15 protein-coding genes are annotated in these 19,224 nt (G+C 65.8%); 7 read left to right on the top strand and 8 right to left on the bottom strand.

The window, feature by feature from the left end:
- Nucleotides 1-1,974: 1,974 nt before the first annotated feature.
- Genes AWY79_RS01110 through AWY79_RS01095 form a run of 4 tightly spaced genes read right to left on the bottom strand, consistent with a single transcriptional unit; the run spans nucleotide 1,975 to nucleotide 4,937 of the window.
- Complete coding sequence (locus AWY79_RS01110) at nucleotides 1,975-3,363, bottom strand: B12-binding domain-containing radical SAM protein (RefSeq protein ID WP_066799267.1); 1,389 nt, start codon at nucleotides 3,361-3,363, stop codon at nucleotides 1,975-1,977.
- Nucleotides 3,364-3,368: 5 nt separating this feature from the next.
- Nucleotides 3,369-3,545, bottom strand: coding sequence for a hypothetical protein (locus tag AWY79_RS19070; protein ID WP_199533828.1), 177 nt, complete (start codon nucleotides 3,543-3,545; stop codon nucleotides 3,369-3,371).
- A 58-nt stretch (nucleotides 3,546-3,603) separates the two neighbouring features.
- Nucleotides 3,604-4,368: a purine nucleoside phosphorylase YfiH/LACC1 family protein gene (locus tag AWY79_RS01100; RefSeq protein WP_066799264.1), complete on the bottom strand. Its 765-nt coding sequence runs from the start codon at nucleotides 4,366-4,368 to the stop codon at nucleotides 3,604-3,606.
- Nucleotides 4,356-4,937, bottom strand: a complete 582-nt coding sequence (locus AWY79_RS01095; RefSeq protein ID WP_066799262.1) for a 5-formyltetrahydrofolate cyclo-ligase — start codon at nucleotides 4,935-4,937, stop codon at nucleotides 4,356-4,358. The genes AWY79_RS01100 and AWY79_RS01095 overlap by 13 nt, the downstream gene beginning before the upstream one ends.
- A gap of 143 nt (nucleotides 4,938-5,080) precedes the next feature.
- Here AWY79_RS01095 and AWY79_RS01090 point away from each other — a divergent pair, with 143 nt between their 5' ends.
- The 3 genes from AWY79_RS01090 (at nucleotide 5,081) to AWY79_RS01080 (ending at nucleotide 10,901) form a co-directional block, all read left to right on the top strand.
- Complete coding sequence (locus tag AWY79_RS01090; RefSeq protein ID WP_066799261.1) at nucleotides 5,081-6,460, top strand: sigma-54-dependent transcriptional regulator; 1,380 nt, start codon at nucleotides 5,081-5,083, stop codon at nucleotides 6,458-6,460.
- Entirely contained in the window at nucleotides 6,461-7,624 is a 1,164-nt protein-coding gene (locus AWY79_RS01085) for an ATP-grasp domain-containing protein (protein ID WP_066799260.1), read from the top strand. It begins immediately after the preceding gene.
- A 379-nt stretch (nucleotides 7,625-8,003) separates the two neighbouring features.
- Nucleotides 8,004-10,901, top strand: a complete 2,898-nt coding sequence (locus AWY79_RS01080) for a DEAD/DEAH box helicase (RefSeq protein ID WP_066799259.1) — start codon at nucleotides 8,004-8,006, stop codon at nucleotides 10,899-10,901.
- A 69-nt stretch (nucleotides 10,902-10,970) separates the two neighbouring features.
- Here AWY79_RS01080 and AWY79_RS01075 read toward each other — a convergent pair whose 3' ends face one another.
- On the bottom strand, nucleotides 10,971-11,570 hold the full coding sequence (locus tag AWY79_RS01075) for a DJ-1/PfpI family protein (protein ID WP_078063552.1): 600 nt from the start codon (nucleotides 11,568-11,570) through the stop codon (nucleotides 10,971-10,973).
- A 163-nt stretch (nucleotides 11,571-11,733) separates the two neighbouring features.
- On the opposite strand from AWY79_RS01075, the gene AWY79_RS01070 reads away from it, so the two are divergent.
- Together AWY79_RS01070 and AWY79_RS01065 are read left to right on the top strand one after the other, a co-directional pair.
- Nucleotides 11,734-12,984 (top strand): MFS transporter, encoded by a 1,251-nt coding sequence (locus AWY79_RS01070; RefSeq protein ID WP_066799257.1) that lies wholly within the window; start codon nucleotides 11,734-11,736, stop codon nucleotides 12,982-12,984.
- A gap of 97 nt (nucleotides 12,985-13,081) precedes the next feature.
- Complete coding sequence (locus AWY79_RS01065; protein ID WP_066799255.1) at nucleotides 13,082-13,864, top strand: tetratricopeptide repeat protein; 783 nt, start codon at nucleotides 13,082-13,084, stop codon at nucleotides 13,862-13,864.
- Nucleotides 13,865-14,311: 447 nt separating this feature from the next.
- Here the strand turns inward: AWY79_RS01065 and AWY79_RS01060 are convergent, their stop codons facing one another.
- Together AWY79_RS01060 and AWY79_RS01055 are read right to left on the bottom strand one after the other, a co-directional pair.
- Nucleotides 14,312-16,114 (bottom strand): N-acetylmuramoyl-L-alanine amidase, encoded by a 1,803-nt coding sequence (locus tag AWY79_RS01060; RefSeq protein ID WP_066799253.1) that lies wholly within the window; start codon nucleotides 16,112-16,114, stop codon nucleotides 14,312-14,314.
- A gap of 154 nt (nucleotides 16,115-16,268) precedes the next feature.
- A complete protein-coding gene (locus AWY79_RS01055) occupies nucleotides 16,269-17,000 on the bottom strand; it encodes a metallophosphoesterase family protein (protein WP_066799251.1) in 732 nt (243 codons plus the stop codon).
- An 88-nt stretch (nucleotides 17,001-17,088) separates the two neighbouring features.
- Here AWY79_RS01055 and AWY79_RS01050 point away from each other — a divergent pair, with 88 nt between their 5' ends.
- Together AWY79_RS01050 and AWY79_RS01045 are read left to right on the top strand one after the other, a co-directional pair.
- Entirely contained in the window at nucleotides 17,089-17,568 is a 480-nt protein-coding gene (locus AWY79_RS01050) for a chemotaxis protein CheD (protein WP_066799249.1), read from the top strand.
- Complete coding sequence (locus AWY79_RS01045; RefSeq protein ID WP_066799247.1) at nucleotides 17,565-18,434, top strand: HDOD domain-containing protein; 870 nt, start codon at nucleotides 17,565-17,567, stop codon at nucleotides 18,432-18,434. The genes AWY79_RS01050 and AWY79_RS01045 overlap by 4 nt, the downstream gene beginning before the upstream one ends.
- Nucleotides 18,435-18,548: 114 nt before the next feature.
- On the opposite strand, the gene AWY79_RS01040 is transcribed toward AWY79_RS01045, so the two are convergent.
- The gene (locus AWY79_RS01040) at nucleotides 18,549-19,202 is read right to left on the bottom strand and encodes a peptidylprolyl isomerase (protein WP_066799245.1); all 654 of its coding nucleotides are present in this window, start codon (nucleotides 19,200-19,202) and stop codon (nucleotides 18,549-18,551) included.
- Nucleotides 19,203-19,224 lie beyond the last annotated feature (22 nt).

Here is a 19,224-nt window from a genome sequence, read left to right as displayed (position 1 = left end):
GTCCGTTGGGCGGGGCTTGGGTGATGAGAGCCGCTGTTGGGGCTGCGCCCCAAGTCGCTCCGGGGTGCGATGGACGGGGCTGTGGAGGTGACGGCTGTTTGAGGCTGCGCCTCAAAGGCGCGAGAGGGGATGGTTTGGAGTTGATTTGTCCTTCCGCATTTGACCTCTTTTGCCATCCCTCTCACGCTCGGACGGCCTTCGTCCGAAGAGCGGTCATTCGGAAACCGGGGCCTAGAGCCTGTTTCAAGCGCCGAAGTGGAGCCCGACTGAGTCTGCCCCGGCAGACATGCCGTCAGGGCAGCGAAAGGCGCTTACAGGCTCTTGGCCACTGTTTTCGCGCCGCCGCACCGCAGCGCGCTTTTTGCTTACTTTTTGGGGCGCAAGCCAAAAAGTAAGGCGCTGTAAAAGCGCAAAACGGCTTCTCGCGACAAGGGTACACCAGACGCGGACGCGCGGACGTCTTTACCGCGCTCCTCCCTTTTGTGCCTTACCACCCACGCTCGGACAATCCCTCGCCCGAAGAGCGGTCATCCGGAAACCGGGGCCTAGAGCCTGTTTCAAGCGCCGAAGCGCAGCCCGACTGAGTCTGCCTCGGCAGACATGCCGTCAGGGCAGCGAAAGGCGCTTACAGGCTCTTGGCCACTGTTTTCGCGCCGCCGCACCGCAAGCGCACTTTTTGCTTACTTTTTGGGGCGCAAGCCAAAAAGTAAGGCGCTGTAAAAGCGCAAAACGGTCTCCCACAACAGGAAAAACCCCAGACGCGGACGCGCGGCCCAAACCCACCGCGCTCCTCCCTCTTCCTCTCATCCATAAAAAGAAATCCGTATACTCTCCCGCCAAATCCCCAACCTCCCCGCGACCATCCTCTTCCCCACACCCTCCCACGCTCGGACAGTTCCGGCCCGAAGAGCGGTCATTCGGAAACCGGGGCCTAGAGCCTGTCTCAAGCGCCGAAGCGCAGCCCGACTGAGTCTGCCCCGGCAGACATGCCGTCAGGGCAGCGGAAGGCGCTTACAGGCTCTTGGCCACTGTTTTCGCTCCGCCGCACCGCAGCGCACTTTTTGCTTACTTTTTGGGGCGCCAGCCAAAAAGTAAGGCGCTGTAAGAGCGCAAAACGGTCTTTCGCGACAGGCAAAACCCCAGTCGCGGACGCGCGGCCCAAACCCACCGCGCTCCTCCCTCTTCCTCTCATCCACAAAAAGGAATCCGCACTCACTCCCACCAAACCCACAACCTCCCCGCGACCATCCTCTTCCCCACACCCTCCCACGCTCGGACAGTTCCGGCCCGAAGAGCGGTCATTCGGAAACCGGGGCCTAGAGCCTGTCTCAAGCGCCGAAGCGCAGCCCGACTGAGTCTGCCCCGGCAGACATGCCGTCAGGGCAGCGGAAGGCGCTTACAGGCTCTTGGCCACTGTTTTCGCTCCGCCGCACCGCAGCGCACTTTTTGCTTACTTTTTGGGGCGCCAGCCAAAAAGTAAGGCGCTGTAAGAGCGCAAAACGGTCTTTCGCGACAGGCAAAACCCCAGTCGCGGACGCGCGGCCCAAACCCACCGCGCTCCTCCCTCTTCCTCTCATCCACAAAAAGGAATCCGCACTCACTCCCACCAAACCCACAACCTCCCCGCGACCATCCTCTTCCCCACACCCTCCCACGCTCGGACGGTCCCGGCCCGAAGAGCGGTCATTCGGAAACCGGGGCCTAGAGCCTGTTTCAAGCGCCGAAGCGGAGCCCGACTGAGTCTGCCTCGGCAGACATGCCGTCAGGGCAGCGGGAGGCGCTTACAGGCTCTTGGCCACTGTTTTCGCGCCGCCGCACCGTGAGCGCACTTTTTGCTTACTTTTTGGGGCGCAAGCCAAAAAGTAAGGCGCTGTAAAAGCGCAAAACGACGCATCGCGACAGGGGAACACCAGACGCGGACGCGCGGACGACTCTCCCGCGCTCCTTCCTCTTCAAAGGAACAAGAAGCGAAGGCTACTCCCCGATTCCCTGCAACAGCAGCTTCCACCGTTTGGCCTCGTCCCAGTTGAATCCACCCGGCACGCAGGGCCAAATGGAATTGTTCTGGCAGAGCGGCTCGTCGGCCAGCGGGTACGGGCTGGCCTGACAGGCCGTCTCGAACATGGGCGAGCCGGGGATGGGGGTGTAGTGGGCGAGATGGGGGCGGAAACCGTAGGAACGAACGTGGCGCACGGCCTGCTCCACGTTGGAGAGGTCCTGGCCGGGCAGGCCGAAGAGGATGTAGACACCCACGTCGTCGAGGTCGAAACCCGCGTCCAGGAGGTTGCGCGCCCCGGCCTCCCACTGGTCGCGGGTCAATTTGACGTCGTGGCGATGATCGAAGTCCGTGGTCTCCAGGCCGAGTCGCACCGTGACCAGCCCCGCCGCTTTGAGCCGCGTGCAGACCTCGGGCGTCAGGTGCCGGACGTGCATGGCGTTGGGCGTGTGCAGCCGGATGCCGGGACAGGTTTCGGGCAGCGCGTCGAGGACCGGCCACAGCCAGCGGTCAGGGTTGACCAGCAGGGCGTCGTCATAGAACGCGAAGTCGCGCACCCCCCGTTCGTACTCGGATTGTATGGTCTCCATGACCGCATTGGGCGTACCCTGATCAAAGCGCGGATACAGGGCGTGGCTGGCGCAGTATTCGCAGGAAAACGGGCAGCCTCGCGAGCCGAGAACGAGGGAATAAACGGGATCGGCGTAAAGGTCGAGCGCCAATGAAAGCCCTGCGTTTGCTGGCGGTTGCGGGGCATCGAAATCAATCAGTTGCCAAAAGGCCGCCCAGTTGGCCGGGGCTTCGAGCGGCCCTTGCTGGAGGTGGGCGTCGGCGTGACGGGCCGCGTGTTCCCCGCACAGGGTCGCGTAGGTCCCGCCCAGGAACCGGGGTACGTCGGGCCACAGCTCGGCGCAGATATCGAGGACGTCCAGTGCGCCGGGATACCAATAGGTCATGATGGTCGTGACCAGCACCGCGTCCGGGATCGGATCGAGTGCGGCCAGCGCCTCCTTCACCTGCTCGCGCGGCAACCCGTAGCGGGAGTAGCGGCGGTCCATGAAGGCGAGCGGGGCGGGCGGCTCGATCTCCTCCTTGGGATAGTGGCCGGTGCCGTACTTGCCGGGCGCGGGCCACTTCAGGCCGAGGTCCGGGCGGGTCTCCCAGGTGGGGTCCAGACAGTCGAGCAGGGCCACGGTCGCTCCGGAACGGCGCAGCATGTCGAGGCAGGCGAGCAGCCCGGCGGGGCGCGACCAGACGTTGAAGGCCGCGAAATCGGTGATCCAGGGATTGATGCCGAGCACGCGCGGGGAGCAGGCGCCGGAGTCCGGCCCGTGCCAGGGGATGTGCGGGAACGCGGGCCGTCCCATGGGCGCTACCGGGTCAGGAAGTTGGACAGGATGGACAGGCCGAGCATGGCGATGACGATGATCAGCAGGACGTTGGTCCACTTGTCGCGGCGCTGCACCCGCTCGGCCTTGGACCGGGTGAACTGGCCGACGATCAGGAAGATCAGGCCGAGGATGACGATAAGCTTGACGAGCGTGCCCATGGGGAGGGTGTACAGCAAGTCGGTGTAAAAGTCTTGCCCGGGGTGGCCGGGCGGCGCGCTACGCCCTGATCCAGATGATCCCGCACTGCCGCCCGGTTTCGCGGACCGGGGAGGCGCACGCCTTGCGGTAGGAGAAGAAGGTCTCCTCCATGGTCAGGGTGCACAGGTCCATGCCGAATATCTGCTTCTCGGGCACGCCCGCGTTCATCAGCTGATCGCGGGTCAGCCGCCAGAGGTCCACGGTTTTGGCGGCCGGGTCGAACCAGGGGCGGAACGATGGGCCGAAGTCGGTCTCGAAGTTGACGAACTCGGCGGCCGCGGGCCCGAGGGACGGGCCGCGCACGGCGAAGATGTCCCTGGGCTTCAGGTCGTATCGATCGCAGAAGCGGCGCACGCCGGAGCCGGGGAAGTCGATCTTGTTGCCGCGCCAGCCCGCGTGCAGCCCGGCCACATACCTGCCCGAGCGGTGGGCCAGGAGGATGGGCTGGCAGTCGGCGGTCTTGATCACCAGGCCGTGGCCCGGTGCCGCCGTGGTCATGCCGTCGCCGTCAAGCCGCGCGTGCTCCTCGGGCGCGTGGGGCGCGGGGTCGAAGTGGATGACGTCGCCGTGCACCTGGTTCAGCTCGCACCAGCCGGTCAGCCCCATGCGCTCGAAGACCGCGCGCCGGTTGGCGGCCGCGGCCTGCGGGTCGTCGCCCACGTCGAAGGAGATGTTGGCCGAGTCGTGCGGCGGTTCGGAGACCCCGCCCCGGCGGGAGGTGAAGGCGCAGCCGACCTGCGGGATGTCCACGAACTCGAAGGGGAAGAACGCTATGGCCGCCATAGTTCCTCTTCGGTGCAGACCACGTCCACGGGCTTGTCCCAGGGCTGGGTAGGGATGTCGTCGATGAGCTGGAACTCGTAGGCCACGCCGACCACCAGGGTGTCGCGCATCTGCTCGGTGGCCAGCAGGCGGTCGTAGTAGCCGCCGCCGAACCCCAGTCGGTTGCCCTTGCGGTCGAAGCCGATGCCGGGGATGAGCGCGATCTCCGGGCAACATTCCTGCACGGGCGGGCATTTCACCGCGTCCGGCTCCATCAGGGAGAACGGGCCGGGGACCAGTTCGTCCTCGCAGGCGGCGCAGGCCAGGTCCATCTCTCCCGGCGTGTCCGGTCGGCAGCGGGGCAGGAGCACGCGGCAGCCGCGCTGCCACAGCTCGGCCACCAGCGGGCGCAGGTCCACCTCGCCCTTGATGGGCCAGTAGATCAGCGCCTCGTTGGCGTTCTTCCATTCGAACAGGGTCCGCACCAACTGCACCACGCGGCTCGACGCCTCGGCGATCTCCTCGGCGGAAAGCGCGGCGCGGCGGGCCATGAGCCGCTTGCGCAGTTCGATTTTTTCCTTTTCAGCCATGGCGGGACAATATCACGGCACGGAGCGACAATCCAGCACGGAACGGTGAATTCCCGGTGAAGCCGCGATGGCCCTTGGATTTCGGCCCGTCTTGGTCTATCGTCCCGATTGTTGATTTGCGAACTATACCTGCGGGAGACCGAATGGCCGCCAATATACTGATACTTGACGACGAGAAAAACTATCTGCTCATCCTGGAATCCATCCTGGAGGACGAGGGGTACAGCGTGACCACCCTGTCCGACCCGGAGATGGGGCTGGCCTATCTGGAGGATTCCGAGGTGGACGTGGTCCTGACCGACATGAAGATGCCGGGCCTCACCGGCCAGGACGTGCTGGAGCACTGCAAGAAGAATTATCCGCACATCCCGGTGCTGATCATGACCGCCTTCGGGTCCATCGAGGCCGCTGTGGAGGCCATGCGCATCGGGGCCTTCGACTACATCACCAAGCCGTTCGCCAACGAGGAGCTGCTGCTGTCCATCTCCAAGGCCGTGCAGTACGCCGCCACTCAGCAGGAGAACATCCGCCTCAAACGCGAGATCCGCGACCGCTACTCCAAGGACAACATCATCGCGCGCGGCAAGGGCATGCACCAGGTCCTGGACATGGTGGATCGCGCCGCGCCAAGCAAGTCCACGGTGCTCATCCTGGGCGAATCCGGCACCGGCAAGGAGCTCATCGCCCGCGCCATCCACACCTCGTCGCCCCGGCGCGAGGCCCCGTTCGTCACGGTCAACTGCATGGCGCTCAACCCCGGCGTGCTGGAATCCGAACTCTTCGGCCACGAAAAGGGCTCCTTCACCGGGGCCACGGCCATGCGCAAGGGGCGGTTCGAACAGGCCAACAAGGGCACGCTCTTCCTGGACGAGATCGGCGAGCTGACCCCGGAGCTCCAGGTCAAGCTCTTGCGCGTGCTCCAGGAGCACCAGATCGAGCGCGTGGGCGGCGCCGAGACCCTGGACGTGGATATCCGCATCGTGGCCGCCACCAACAAGAATCTCCAGGACTCCGTGGCCCGGGGCGAGTTCCGCGAGGACCTCTTCTACCGCCTCAACGTGGTCTCCATCTTCATGCCGCCCCTGCGCGAGCGGCGCGAGGACATCCCGCTGCTGGCCGCGCACTTCCTCGAAAAATACAACAAGGAAAACCAGTCGGCCATCACCGGGTTCACCTCGGCGGCCATGGATTACATGTCCGCCTTCGAATGGCCGGGCAACGTCCGCCAGCTCGAAAACGTGGTCGAGCGGTGCACGGTCCTGGCGCGCGGCGACGTCATCGACGCCGACGACCTGCCGCCCGAGATCAAGGACGAGGATTCCCAGTTCAAGTCCGCCGTGGACCTCCTGCCCACCCGCCTCAACCTCGCGGACACCATGGACAAGATCGAGGGAGCCCTGGTCAAGCGCGCCCTGGTGCGCACCGACTTCGTCCAGGTAAAGGCCGCCGAGATGCTCGGCCTGTCCAAGTCCAACCTTCAGTATAAACTGAAAAAATACGGCCTCACGGGCAAGGCGAAATAGATGATCGTCCTCGACTACCCCTACGTTTCCAAGTTTCTGGTCGAATCCGTCCGCGACCTGGGCCTGCCCGTGCTCGACACCCCGCAGGTGCGAGAGCTGGCGGGCGGCGTTCCGCTCGACTACATCGACGAGATCGAGTTTTCCGCCCGGCTCGCCCTGGGCGGCAAGGTCTACACCAACTCCGAGAACGGGCTGGAACACGTCCTGCGCTGCCGGTGCAACGAGGACCTCGCCCGACAGGTGGACATCTGCAAGGACAAGGCGCTGTTCCGCGAGACCGTGGCCAACCTGCACCCGGACTACAGATTCCTGCGCGTGTCCCACGCCGGTCTCTCCGGCCTCGACCTCTCGGATTTCCCCGTCCCCTTCGTGATCAAGCCCGCACGCGGATTCTTCAGCCTCGGCGTGCACGTGGTCAACGACCTCGCGGACTGGCCCGCCACCCTCGAAGCCATCGAAACCGAACGCGCGGCCCTCAACGCCGAATACCCCGAGGCCGTGGTCAGCGGGGCCGAGTTCATCCTTGAGCAGGTCATCGACGGCGAGGAATACGCCATCGACGTCTACTACGACGCCGAGGGCAACCCGGTGATCACCAACATCCTGCACCACCACTTCCTGTCCGCCGCCGACGTCTCGGACCGTCTCTACTACACCTCGGCCCGGATCATCGAGACCTGGCTCCTGCCCTTCACCGAGTACGTCCGCGACGTGGGCCGCGAGTGCGGGTTCAACAACTTCGTCACCCATATCGAGGTCCGCGTCACCCCCGAGGGCGACATCCTGCCCATCGAGGCCAACCCCCTGCGGTTCGCGGGCTGGTGCGTGGCCGATATCACCAACCTGGCCTGGGACTTCAATCCCTACGAGTGCTATTTCAAGGAGCTGCGCCCGGATTGGGACGCCATCCTCGAAGCCAACAAGGGCCAGGCCGTGGTCATGGTCATCGGCGACCTGCCGCCCGGCACCGACCGCGAGTCCATCGGTTCCATCGACTACCAGGGATTCCAATCGATGTTTTCCAACACTTTGGAATTACGAAAAATTGATTACAAAGCCTACCCGGTCTTCGCCTTTGCCTTCGCGCGCATGGACGAGCCCGAACTCGCCCGGCTCAAGCTCGCCCTGGCCGAAGACTTCTGCCGCTTCGTCAAAATGAAATAAGCATGCCTCCGGCGGCTGGGGGAAGGGAGGGAAAAACCTTTTGAGAAAGGGTTTTCCCTCCCTTCCCCCAGACCCCCATCCCTCCCTTTTCCAAAACTTTGTGTCGCTCGCTTCGCTCGTGTCCGTGCCGGGGCGGGGTGGTTTTGCGTTTTGTGTCTGAGGGGCAGGGCGCCGTTTCCCCTTGTCAGCCCCACCTCGCGAAGCGACCCAAAAAGTTTAGGAGGGGAGATGGGGTTGGGGGGTCCAGGGGGGAAGGGGAAGAGGGGGAGCCCTTTTCCAAAGGGTGCCCCTCTTCCCCTTCCCCCCTGGCCGCCGGAGACGTCTTCCACCTGTCATTTCCCGGCTTGCTTCGGGCGGGTGGGCGCAGTAGGGTTCGGGCGTGGAGAATCCCGTCACCGAATACGTATCGGCCATGCTCGATTCCGAGCGCATGGCCCATCAGATCGCCCATTATCGGATCATCGAGGGCGGCGATGCCCGTTTCGGCGAGGTGCGTCGCCCGTGGCCCGCGCCCCTGCGCGGTGCGCTTTCGCTGCTCGGCATCGACCGGTTGTACGACCATCAGGCCGAGGCGTGCGACCGCGTTCGCGCCGGACGCCACGTGGTGGTGGCCACGCCCACGGCCAGCGGCAAGACCCTGACCTACAACCTGCCGGTCATGGAGCGCATTCTGGCCGATCCCGAGGCCAAGGCGCTGTATCTGTTTCCGCTCAAGGCATTGGCCCAGGACCAATTGAAGGGGTTCAATGAATTGGCCGCGCTGCTGCCCTTGGACGGCCAGGAGGAGCGCAGGCCCACGGCGGCCATCTACGACGGCGACACCACGCCGCATTTCCGCAAGAAGATCAGGAATTCGCCGCCCAACGTGATCTTGTCGAACCCGGAGATGGTCCATCTGTCCATGCTGCCGCACCACGCGGGCTGGGCCGAGTTCCTGGCCGGGCTGACGCACATCGTGGTGGACGAGGTGCACACCTACCGGGGCGTCATGGGCGGGCACATGGCCATGGTCTTCCGGCGGCTCATGCGGCTGTGCCGATACTACGGCGCGAACCCGACCTTCGTGTTCTGCTCCGCGACGATCGGCAACCCGGCCCAGCTGTGCCGCATGCTGACCGGGCTGGACGTGCACCCGATTTTGGAGTCGGGCGCGGCGCGCGGCGGGCGGCACATGGTCTTCCTGAACCCGGACGCCAGCCCGTCGCAGGCGGCGATACAACTGCTTCGGGCGGCCCTGGCGCGGGGGTTGCGGACCATCGTCTACTGCCAGTCGCGCAAGATGACCGAGTTGATCTCGCTTTGGGCGGCGGAGCGCAGCGGGGAGTTCAAGGGGCGGATTTCCGCCTACCGGGCCGGGTTCCTGCCAGAGGAGCGGCGCGAGATCGAGGCCAAGATGTCGGACGGCGAGCTGCTGGCGGTGATCTCCACCTCGGCGCTCGAGCTGGGCATCGACATCGGCGGGTTGGACGTGTGCATCATGGTCGGCTACCCCGGCTCGATCATGGCCACCTTGCAGCGGGGCGGGCGCGTGGGCCGCAGCCAGCGGGATTCCGCGGTGGCGCTCATCGCCCAGGAGGACGCCCTGGACCAGTATTTCATGCGCAACCCGGACGATTTCTTCTCGCGCCCGCCGGAGTCGGCCATGCTCAACCCGTACAACCCGGTGATCATGGACCGCCACCTGGTCTGCGCCGCCGCCGAACTGACCCTGCGCCGGGGCGAGGAGTTCCTGCGCGAGGAGGAAGTGGGGAGCCGCGTGGACGAGCTGGTCGAGCTGGGGCGGCTGTTCGAAGTGGAGCCGGACCTGCCCGGCCACGCCGCCGAGATCGTCAGTCATCTGAAGCGGCCTCACCGGGACGTGGACCTGCGGGGCGCGGGCAGCCAATTGCACATCGAGGACGTCTCTGGCGGGGCCGGGCGCAAGGAGATCATCGGGACCATCGACGCCCACCGCGCCTACCGCGAGACCCATCCGGGCGCGGTCTACCTGCACCGGGGCCGGACCTACGTCATCCGGGACATCGATTTCGGGAGCGGGGCGGTGCTGGCCGCGCCCGAGCGGGTCGGCTACTACACCCGTCCCAGGGGGGCCAAGGACACGGAGATCCTGGAGGTCCTGGGCAGCAAGCCGTGCTTCGGCATCCCCGTGCATTTCGGGCGGGTGCGGGTCACGGAACAGATCACCGGATACGAGAAGCGGTCCGTGCGCGGCGGCAAGCTGCTGGGCATCATCCCCCTGGATCTGCCGGACCAGGTCTTCGAGACCGAGGCCATCTGGTTCGACATCGGCCACGACATCCGCCGGCGGTGCGAGGACGAGTATCTGCATTTCATGGGCGGTATCCACGCCTTCGAGCACGCGGCCATCGGCATGCTGCCGCTGCTGGTCATGGCCGACCGCAACGACCTGGGCGGCATCTCCACCCCCATGCATCCCCAGGTGGAAGGCCCGGCGGTCTTCATCTACGACGGCATGCCCGGCGGGGCCGGGCTGGTGCGCCAGGCGTTCGAGCGCGCCGACGAGCTGGTGGGGACCACGCTCAAGACCATTTCGGACTGCCCGTGCGAGCTGGGCTGCCCGTCCTGCGTCCATTCCCCCAAGTGCGGGTCGGGCAACCGGCCCATCGACAAGCGCGCCGCCCGGTTCGTGCTGGAGGCCATCCGGTCGGGCGACCCCAACTCCGTGACCGTAAAGGAGATCGACGTGAACACCCTGCCCGGCATCGACCTGAAGAAGCCCGCGCCGAAGCGGTTCGGCGTGCTCGACATAGAGACCCGCTACTCCGCCGACGAGGTGGGCGGCTGGGGCCGCGCCGACCGCATGGGCGTGTCCGTGGCCTGCCTCTGGGATTCCGGCGAGGAGGCCATGTACGATTACGAGCAGGACCAAATGGACGAGCTGGTCACGCACCTCAAGGCGTTCGACCTGGTCATCGGCTTCAACCACGTGAAATTCGACTATGCCGTGCTCGGCGGGCTGCACCCGTTCCGGTTCCGGTCCCTGCCGAACCTCGACCTGCTGGTGGAGATAAACGACCGGCTCGGCTACCGGGTGAAGCTCGACAACGTGGCCGGGGCCACGCTGGGCGTGGGCAAGTCCGCCGACGGGCTCATGGCGCTGAAGTGGTGGAAGGAAGGGCGGCTCGACCTGATCACCGAGTATTGCCGTCAGGACGTGGCCGTGACCCGCGACGTCTATCTGTTCGGCCGCGAGCACGGCCACATCTTCTTCACCAACAAGGCCGGGCAAAAGGTCAAGCTGCCGGTGGACTGGTAGCCCGACCCCGGCTGCGCGCAAAAAAAGGGTCCGGACCTGCATGGTCCGGACCCTTTTGCGTGTCGTGAACTACAGAGCGGCGGCGATGGCTTCGCCGAAGGCCGTCGCGGCCTTGGGGCCGTTGGCGGTCACGAACTTGCCGTCCACCTCGACGTTGGTCCGGGTGTATTCGCAGCCGTTGCCCTCCAGCTCGCCGCCCGCGCCGCTCTTGGCGTTGGCGGTGCCCTTGCGGCCCTTCATGACCCCGGCATTGGCCAGGACGCCGGGGGCGGCGCAGATGGCGGCCACCACCTTGCCCTGCTCGGCGGCCTCGCGCACCACGCGGTGGGCCTGGGCGTTATGCCAGAGTCTCTTTATGCCGTTGCCGCCGATGACGACCACGGCGTCATAGTCGGCCGTCCGCACGTCCTCCAGAGCCAGGTCGGACTGGACGCGCAGGTTCTTGTTGCTCTTGAGGGAGCCGACCTTGGTGGAGGCCACGGTGCAGGTCGCGCCCGCCGCCTCCAGAACCTTGCGGGTGTTGGTGTACTCGGTGGCCTCGAAGTCGCTGGGGGCGACGATCAGCAGGACTTTTCCGCCCTGGGCGTCGGCCAGGGCCGGGGAGGAGAAACACGGGAGCAGCAGGAGCAAAACGGCAAGGACGAGAAGCCGGGAAACGAAGTCGCGCATGGTATACCTCCGATGGTTGGTGCCGCGTTCGGCGGCGTGACAGATCGGCGGATATATCCCGTTTGACAACTACGGACAAGCTGTATAACTGGCTTGACATGGTGTTGTCCGCATTACGCAACAGGGGGAATTCCATGGCAAAGCGTATCCCGTGTCCGCATCGGTGCGAATCCTTGTGAGCGCGGGCCGCCCCGTCCACTACGGCTGGGTCATCTGCCTGACCGGCTGCGCCGTGCTCTTCGCCTGCCTGGGGCTGGGCCGGTTCTCCTTGGGCATGCTTCTGCCCTCCATGGGCGCATCCCTGCACCTCGACTACGCCCGCATGGGGTTGATCAGCACCGGCAATTTCGCCGGGTACATGAGCGCGGTCCTGGTGGCCGGGACCGCGACCCAATCCCTGGGCGCGCGCCGGGCCATCGCCCTGGGGCTGGCCCTGGTTGGCGGGTCCATGATCCTCATCGCCCGCTGCACGTCCTTTGTTCCGGTTCTGGTCCTGTATTTCGCCACCGGCGTCGGGTCCGGCCTGGCCAACGTGCCGCTCATGGGGCTGGTGTCCCACTGGTTCCTCAGGGACACCCGTGGCCGCGCCGCCGGGTTCATGGTCTCGGGCAACGGGTTGGCGATCATCTTCTGCGGCCTGTTCATCCCCTGGGTCAATCAGGGGTCCGGGGGCGAGGGCTGGCGCACGGGCTGGCTGGTCCTGGGAGGGATCTCCCTGGCCGTGACCATGCTGGCCGCGATCCTGCTGCGCAACCATCCGCGCGAAAAGGGGCTGGAGCCGCTGGGGACCGGAGGGGGGCCGCCCGCGTCCGTGCCGGGGGCCGGCAAACGCGCCGGAGTGGCGCGCCGGGACGTGGTCCATCTGGGCGTCATCTACCTGCTCTTCGGCGCCACCTACGTGGTCTACGCGACCTTCATCGTCACTTCCATGGTGGACGCGCACCACTTCGGCGAGGATGTGGCCGGGCGGTTCTGGGCCGTGGTGGGCGGGCTGTCCGTTTTCTCCGGCCCATTGTTCGGCTGGCTGTCGGACCGGCTCGGGCGCAGGCTCGGCATGATCGCGGTCTTCCTGCTGTTCACCGTGGCCTACGTTTTCGCCGCCCTGAGCGGCACGGGGTTCCTGTACGGCTCCATCGCCCTCTTCGGCATCGTGGTCTGGAGCATCCCGACCATCATGTCCGCCGCCGTTGGCGACTACATGGGGCCGGAGCAGGCTGTGCGCGCCTTCGGGTTCATCACCCTGTTTTTCGGCGCAGGCCAGATAGTGGGCCCGGCCGTGGCCGGGTGGCTGGCCGAGGCCACCGGCGACTTCAACGGTCCCTTCCTGCTCTGCGCGGCCCTCACGGCCTGCGCGGCCGGACTCGCGGCCTTGCTGAAAAAGCCCGCGGAGGCGGGCCGCGCCATGGGTTCCTGATCGGTTTTACCGATATACTCCCTTTGACATTGCGTCGGGCAGCGTATAACGGGCTTTGCTGGATACGTTTACCCTCGCGAACAGATGGTGGTGAACCATGGTGAAGAACAGCCCGCTTTTCCTCCTCTTCTCCGGCCTGCTCCTGGTCGGTCTCTTCCTGTCCGGCGTCTATTGCGGCGCCCTGCCCGAACTCGGATACGAACTCAAGGCCGCCGCCCGGTCCGGCGACGCCTCGGCCCAGCTGGAGCTGGCCCGCGCCTATTACGAGGGCGTGTTCGGCATGCCGGACATGGCCCGGGCCGCCCATTGGCTGCAACAGGCCGCCGACCAGGGCAACACGGACGCCGAGCACATCCTGGGCCGATTCTACGTCAACGGCGTGGGCGTGGAACAGGACGCGGCGGCCGGGATCGCGCTGTTGCGCAAGGCCGCCGACAAGGGCCAGGCCCAGGCCCAGGCCTACCTGGCCCAGGTCTTCGGCCAGGGCATGGGCGTGCCGCGCGACCCCACCCAGTTCCTCTACTGGACCCGGCTGGCCGCGGCCAACGGCGACGCCCAGAGCCAGTACAACCTGGCCGTGCTGCACCTGACCGGCACCCTGGTGCCGGTGGACCCGGCAACGGCCCACGACTGGCTGGTCCTGTCCGCCGAACAGGGCTATACCCAGGCCCAGATCGCCCTGGGCGAGTACCTGGTCCAGGGCATCGACCGCGACCCCGACGTGGTCGAGGCGTGCAAGTGGTTCGCCATAGCCGCCACCCGGGGCCATCCCAAGGGCCGCGAGTATCTTTCGCAGATTGTCGAACACATGACGGTAGCCCAGATGGACGAAGCCGCCGCTTTGGCTGAGGCTTGGTTGGCGGCGCGCGGCTTGCGATAGCGGGCCATTCGCACATTTTTGCCAGGGGGCTTTCATCCTCACGTAGACGGCTACGCTGCGGTGAAAGCCCCCTGGCAAAAATGCACGCCTGACCCACTCTCACAAGCCTATTTCGAGGGCGGAGGGCTTGGCAGAAACAGGGGGCCTTCGGTCGGAGGGGCGGAGGGTTGACCCGCTGTTCGGGTCTGTGCCCCGAAGACGCTCTTTTGGGTGTGAAAAAGATGAAGCCCCGCTCGGTCGTGCGAGCGGGGCTTGTCTTATTCTATTAACTGGAGCGATTCGGGTGCGTCAGCGCCCGACAGCGGCTCTTTGTACCCGGAATAGGCTTTCGAGAGTGGTGCAGCCGTGCATTTTTCGGCCCCCGTTTGACCGCAGCGTAGCCTTCTACGTGAGGACCAAACGGGGGAGCCGGAAAATGTGCGGATGCGCGGCTATCGGAAGCCGCCCCTAGTTCATCGCATATCTCTCGATTTTGCCTTTGTAGGCGAGAACGCCTTCGACAATGCCGTTGGAGAGGTGGTCGAGGTAGGAGTCGCTGGACAGGCGGGAGGCTTCGGTCTTGTTGGTGATGTAGCCGATTTCCACCAGGACCGAGGGCATCTTGGCGCCCATGAGGACGTAGAAGGGGGCTTCGCGGGTGCCCTGGTTCTTGACCGTGTACTTCTTACGGATGCGGTTGATGGTGTTGGACTGCACGTCCGAGGCCAGGTCGCGGGACTCCTTGATCTTGGAGTTGACCATCAGGTCCGTGAGGATGAACTGGAGGTCCGAAATGGCGCGCGGGTCCACGGCGTTTTCGCGGGCCGCGATGCGCACGGCGGCGTCGGACTTGGCCAGGTTCAGGCTGTAGGTCTCCAGCCCGTTGATCTTGCGGCTGCGGTTGGCGTTGCAGTGGATGGACAGGAACAGGTCCGCCTTCTGCACGTTGGCCATGGCCGTGCGCTTCTCCAGGGGGATGAAGACGTCCGTGGTCCGGGTGTAGAGAACATGGAATCCCTGCGCCTCGAACTTCTTGCCCAGCAGCTTGGCGAACTTCAGGTTGATGTCCTTCTCGCGCATGCCGTTGGCCACCGCGCCGGGGTCCTTGCCGCCGTGTCCGGCGTCGATCATGATCGTCTTGACCGTCAGGCCGAGCTGCTCCAGCAGGCTCCCGGCCATCTGCTTGCTCCCGCTGGGCGGGCGGTAGGTGGAGTCCGCCGTGGTGTGGTGCGGCTCTTCCACCCTGGGCCCAAGGGACGCCCGGGTTGTGGCCGGGGCGGAGCCGTCGGGCGCGTACACGTCGACGACGATGCGGTAGGGGTTCTGGAGCGGAAAGATCTTGTAGTCCTGCATGTCCAGGAAATCGAGGACCACGCGGGTGGTGTCCTTGGAATACTGGCCGGTGCGGATGGAGCGCAGGATGCCGTCCGCCACCGTGGTGGATGCGGTCACGTCGTGGCCGAGCCGCGCGTCCTGGATGTCGATGTAGAGCCGGTGCGGGCGGTTCACGTCCGTGTTGGGACCGAGCACCTGGTAGCGGTACTTGACCTGGGCGTCCAGTTCCAGGACCACGCGGGTGTACTCGTCGCTGGAGGTGAACCGGACCACGTCCAGATGGGCCATGCCGGACGGATCGGACGCCTTGGAGGCCAGGGGCTGCTGGCGCACGGGCTTGGCGGCCGGGGCCGCAGCCGGGCCGCTGGCCTGGGCCGAGCCCGAAACCTGGGCGATGGCCCAGTCGTATTTGCCGAGCCGCTTGAGCATGGCCTCGGCCTTGGCCCGCATGTCCGAGCGCGGGTATTCGACGATGATGGACGCCAGGTCGAGCCGGGCGGGGTCTGTCTCGTTGAGCCGCCGGGCGTAGATGTCGGCCCGCCGGTACAGGCAGTCGTCGGCCCAGCCGTGGCGCTCGTAGCGCGCCAATACCCGGCCGTAGTAGTCCACGGCGCGCCGGAAATCGGATTTCAGCCCGCTGCGCGCGCCCAGTTCCTCATATACCCGGCCGATGTAGTACAGGGCCTTGGGCGCGTACGGGCCGTTGGGCGACGCCTTGAGGCAGCGCGTGAAGTCCTTTTCGACCTTTTCCCAGTTGGAGCGGTACTTGGCCTTGCGGCTGTTCTTGAGCAGGGCGTGGAACGCGGCGTGGCCTTCGGTGAAATAGGATTGGGCCGAAGCCGCAGGGGCGGGAGAGGGGTACAGAAGCAGCACCGCCAGGGCGCAGAGCGCCAGGGCGAACAGGATGTTGGTGTGCGCGGCGTTGGGCTGCTTCATGGCTCGTTCGACCGTTTTGGGGCTGGTCCAGGCCCGCTGACGCCGTTCTCGGGACACGGTGATGGAACGGACAGTAGGTCCGTATTTTCCAGAAGAATCTAAAAAAAGTCCAGAAAAAAAGGGCGCAACCCGGTTGCCGGGCCGGTGCGGCGCATCAGGCCATGCCGGTGGCCAGCCAGCGCGCCCAATCCTCGCGTCCGTTCCGCCTGGCCAGGTTGGCAACGGATTCCCAATCATATTCAACCTCTATGAAGTCCGCTTCCCACCCGCCGGGCGCCCGTGTCAGCACGGCGTAGGCCGCTCTGGGCGAACCCGAGGCCATGATGTGGGGCGGATTGTCGTCATCGTAGGCGGGCAGCCCCACACTGCCGGGGTTGACCACGGTGATCCCGCCGGCCATTGCCAGTCCTGCGTGGTGGCTGTGTCCGGCCAGGACCAGGGAGCAGTTCGCCGCCTCGGGCAGCAGGTCGTCCAGGATGGCCGCTTCGGCGCGCGGCGCGGGCAGTCCGGTGGTCACGTCTTCCAGCAGGTAGGTCGCGTCGTCGCGGGGGGTGCCGTGGCAGAGCAGGACGTCCTCCTCCGGGCGCAGGGTCCCGGGCAACCCGGCCAGCCAGGCCAGCCCGTCAGGGCCGATCGCCGCGCGCACGGACGCGGTCTGCGGGGTCGCCTCCAACAGGATGCGGTCCTGGTTGCCGAGCACGGCGGGCATGTCCAGGTCGCGGAGTATGGCCCATGTACCGGCGGGGTCCAGGGGGCCGTAAAAGGTGTCGCCGAGGTTGACGAACCGCGTCAGCCCGCGCTTGCGGGCATGGTCCAGCACGGCGGCAAGGGCCAGCGAGTTTCCATGGATGTCGGCCAGCACGGCCCAGTGATTGCTGTCGCTCATGTCCGAAGTATCGGCCAAGGACGGGGTGAATGCAAGGGCAGAGGATGAGCTTTACTCTTGCGCATGCCCAATATAAGAGAGCCTCAACATGAACAACACGCTCGTCGTCGGCATTTCCGACATGAAACTCTCCCGGAATCCCGGGGACGTCATCGTGACCTACTCGCTCGGCTCCTGTCTCGGCGTGGCGATCTATGACCCCAAGGAGCGGATCGGCGGCATGGTCCATTGCCTGCTGCCTTCGGCGGCGGCGGCCAGGGAGAAGGCGCGCCAGAACCCGTTCATGTTCGTGACCACGGGCGTGGCCATGACCGTACGGCGGCTGGTGGACCTGGGCGCGAGAAAGGAGCGGCTGGTCTTCAAGGTCGCGGGCGGCGCGAACATGCGCAAGGACCGGTTGTTCGACACCGGGCTGAGAAATTTCAACGCGTTGCAGACCCTCATGGAGCGCAACAACCGGAAGCTCGACGCCGTGGACGTAGGCGGCACCATTCCCCGCACACTCTTTCTGTACCTCGACACCGGTCGTGTGGTAGTGAGGTCAATGGGGAAGGAGAAAGACCTATGACCCGACGCGACGAAATCCTGGCCGCCTGCAACAAGGTGGTGGCCATGCCGACCTGCGTGCGCAAGGCCGGGGCGCTCATGGAGGACCAGGAGGTGGACTTCCGCCACCTGGAACGGATCATCGAGCACGACCCGGGCCTGACCGCGAATCTGCTCAAGGTGGTCAACGCCTCGACCCTGACCGGGGGCGAGCCCGTGCTGACCGCCCGCCGGGCCATGGCCGCACTGCATTCCCCGGATGTCCTGCGGTTCTTCGTCTCCACCGGCGTGGCCCCCTATTACGTCAACGTCATCGCGGGGTACGACCAGGCCCCGTCCATGTTCCTGCAGCACTCCACCACCGTGGCCATCGCCTCGCGCGAGCTGGCCCGTGCGCTGGGGCTCGACGCGCCGGAGCACGTCTATACCGCCGGGCTGCTGTCCGGCATCGGCAAGCTCCTGCTGGGCGCGTTCGTCCAGGTGGACCTGCGCGAGATCCTGCGGATGGTGTTCGACGAGGGGTTGCCCTTCGACCGGGCCGAGGAGGCCGTGCTGGGCATCAGCCACGCCGAGGTGGGCGGGTTGCTGCTCTCCCGCTGGGGGTTGCCCGAGCCCATCACCCGGGTGGTCCGCCATCACCTGCGCCCCGACGCGTTCGAGGGCGAGGACCTGGTCCTGGACCTGGTCCACGTGGGCAACGTGCTGGCCAAGATGATCGGCGTGGGGCTGGGCGCGGACGGCCTGAACTACGAGGTCTCCAACAACGTGGTCAAGCGGCTGGGCATCACCTCGGCGGTGCTGGACACGGCTTCGGCCAACGTGGTGGTTGAGCTCAATTCCCTCTGGGATCTGTTCCTGGAGTGCGCCGGGGATTCCTGCAACCTGTAGGCCCGCCCGCCAACCGCTTCCGGGCGGCTGTCTCGGAAAATGCGACCCCCCGCCTGCGCACCGCAGGCGGGGGGTCGTGTTTTCGAGTCTTGGGGCGCGCCGTCCGCAGCGCGGCTAATTGGCCTTGTAGGCCTTCTTGATGAACACCGGGTCCACGGGCACGTCTTGCATGAGGCCCGATCGCGCGGTGCGCACCTCGCTGATCTTCTCGATCACGTCCATGCCCCGGATGACCTTGCCGAAGGCGCAGTACCCGGCGGAGACGCTGCTGGAGAAGGTGCCCGCGCCCACGACGGCGGCGGACTGGCGGTAGTCGAAGGGAGGGTTGTCCTCCACGTTGAAGAAGAATTCGCTGGTGGCTGAATCCGGGACATCGGTCCGGGCCATGGAGATGGTCCCCTTGGTGTTCATCAGTCCGGTGGAGGCCTCGTTGGGGATGGGCGGATAGAGCGGGCTCTTGCGTTTGGCCGGGAAGGTGTAGCCGCCGCCCTGGACGATGTTCATGGCCGTGTCGTCCTCGCCGCCCCGCTTGCGCTGGCGGATCACGCGGTGGAAGATGGTGTTGTCGTAGAAGCCCGCCTCCACGTATTTCAGGAAATTGGCCACGGTCTTGGGCGCGTCGGCGGGATAGAGCATGATCATGATGCGGCCCATGGAGGTCTCCATGACCACCACCGGGTTCGGCCCGGCCTGGGCCGTGGGGGCGAGGGTCAGGAAGAGCCCGAGGGCCAGAACCAGTGCCGAAAGAGCCAGGGAAAGACGTTTCAAGGGAGCTCCCTCCAATGTTTGG

This window comes from Pseudodesulfovibrio indicus (genome assembly GCF_001563225.1).
In the GTDB taxonomy this organism is placed as follows: domain Bacteria; phylum Desulfobacterota; class Desulfovibrionia; order Desulfovibrionales; family Desulfovibrionaceae; genus Pseudodesulfovibrio; species Pseudodesulfovibrio indicus.
This window is presented reverse-complemented; position numbering and strand designations above follow the sequence as displayed.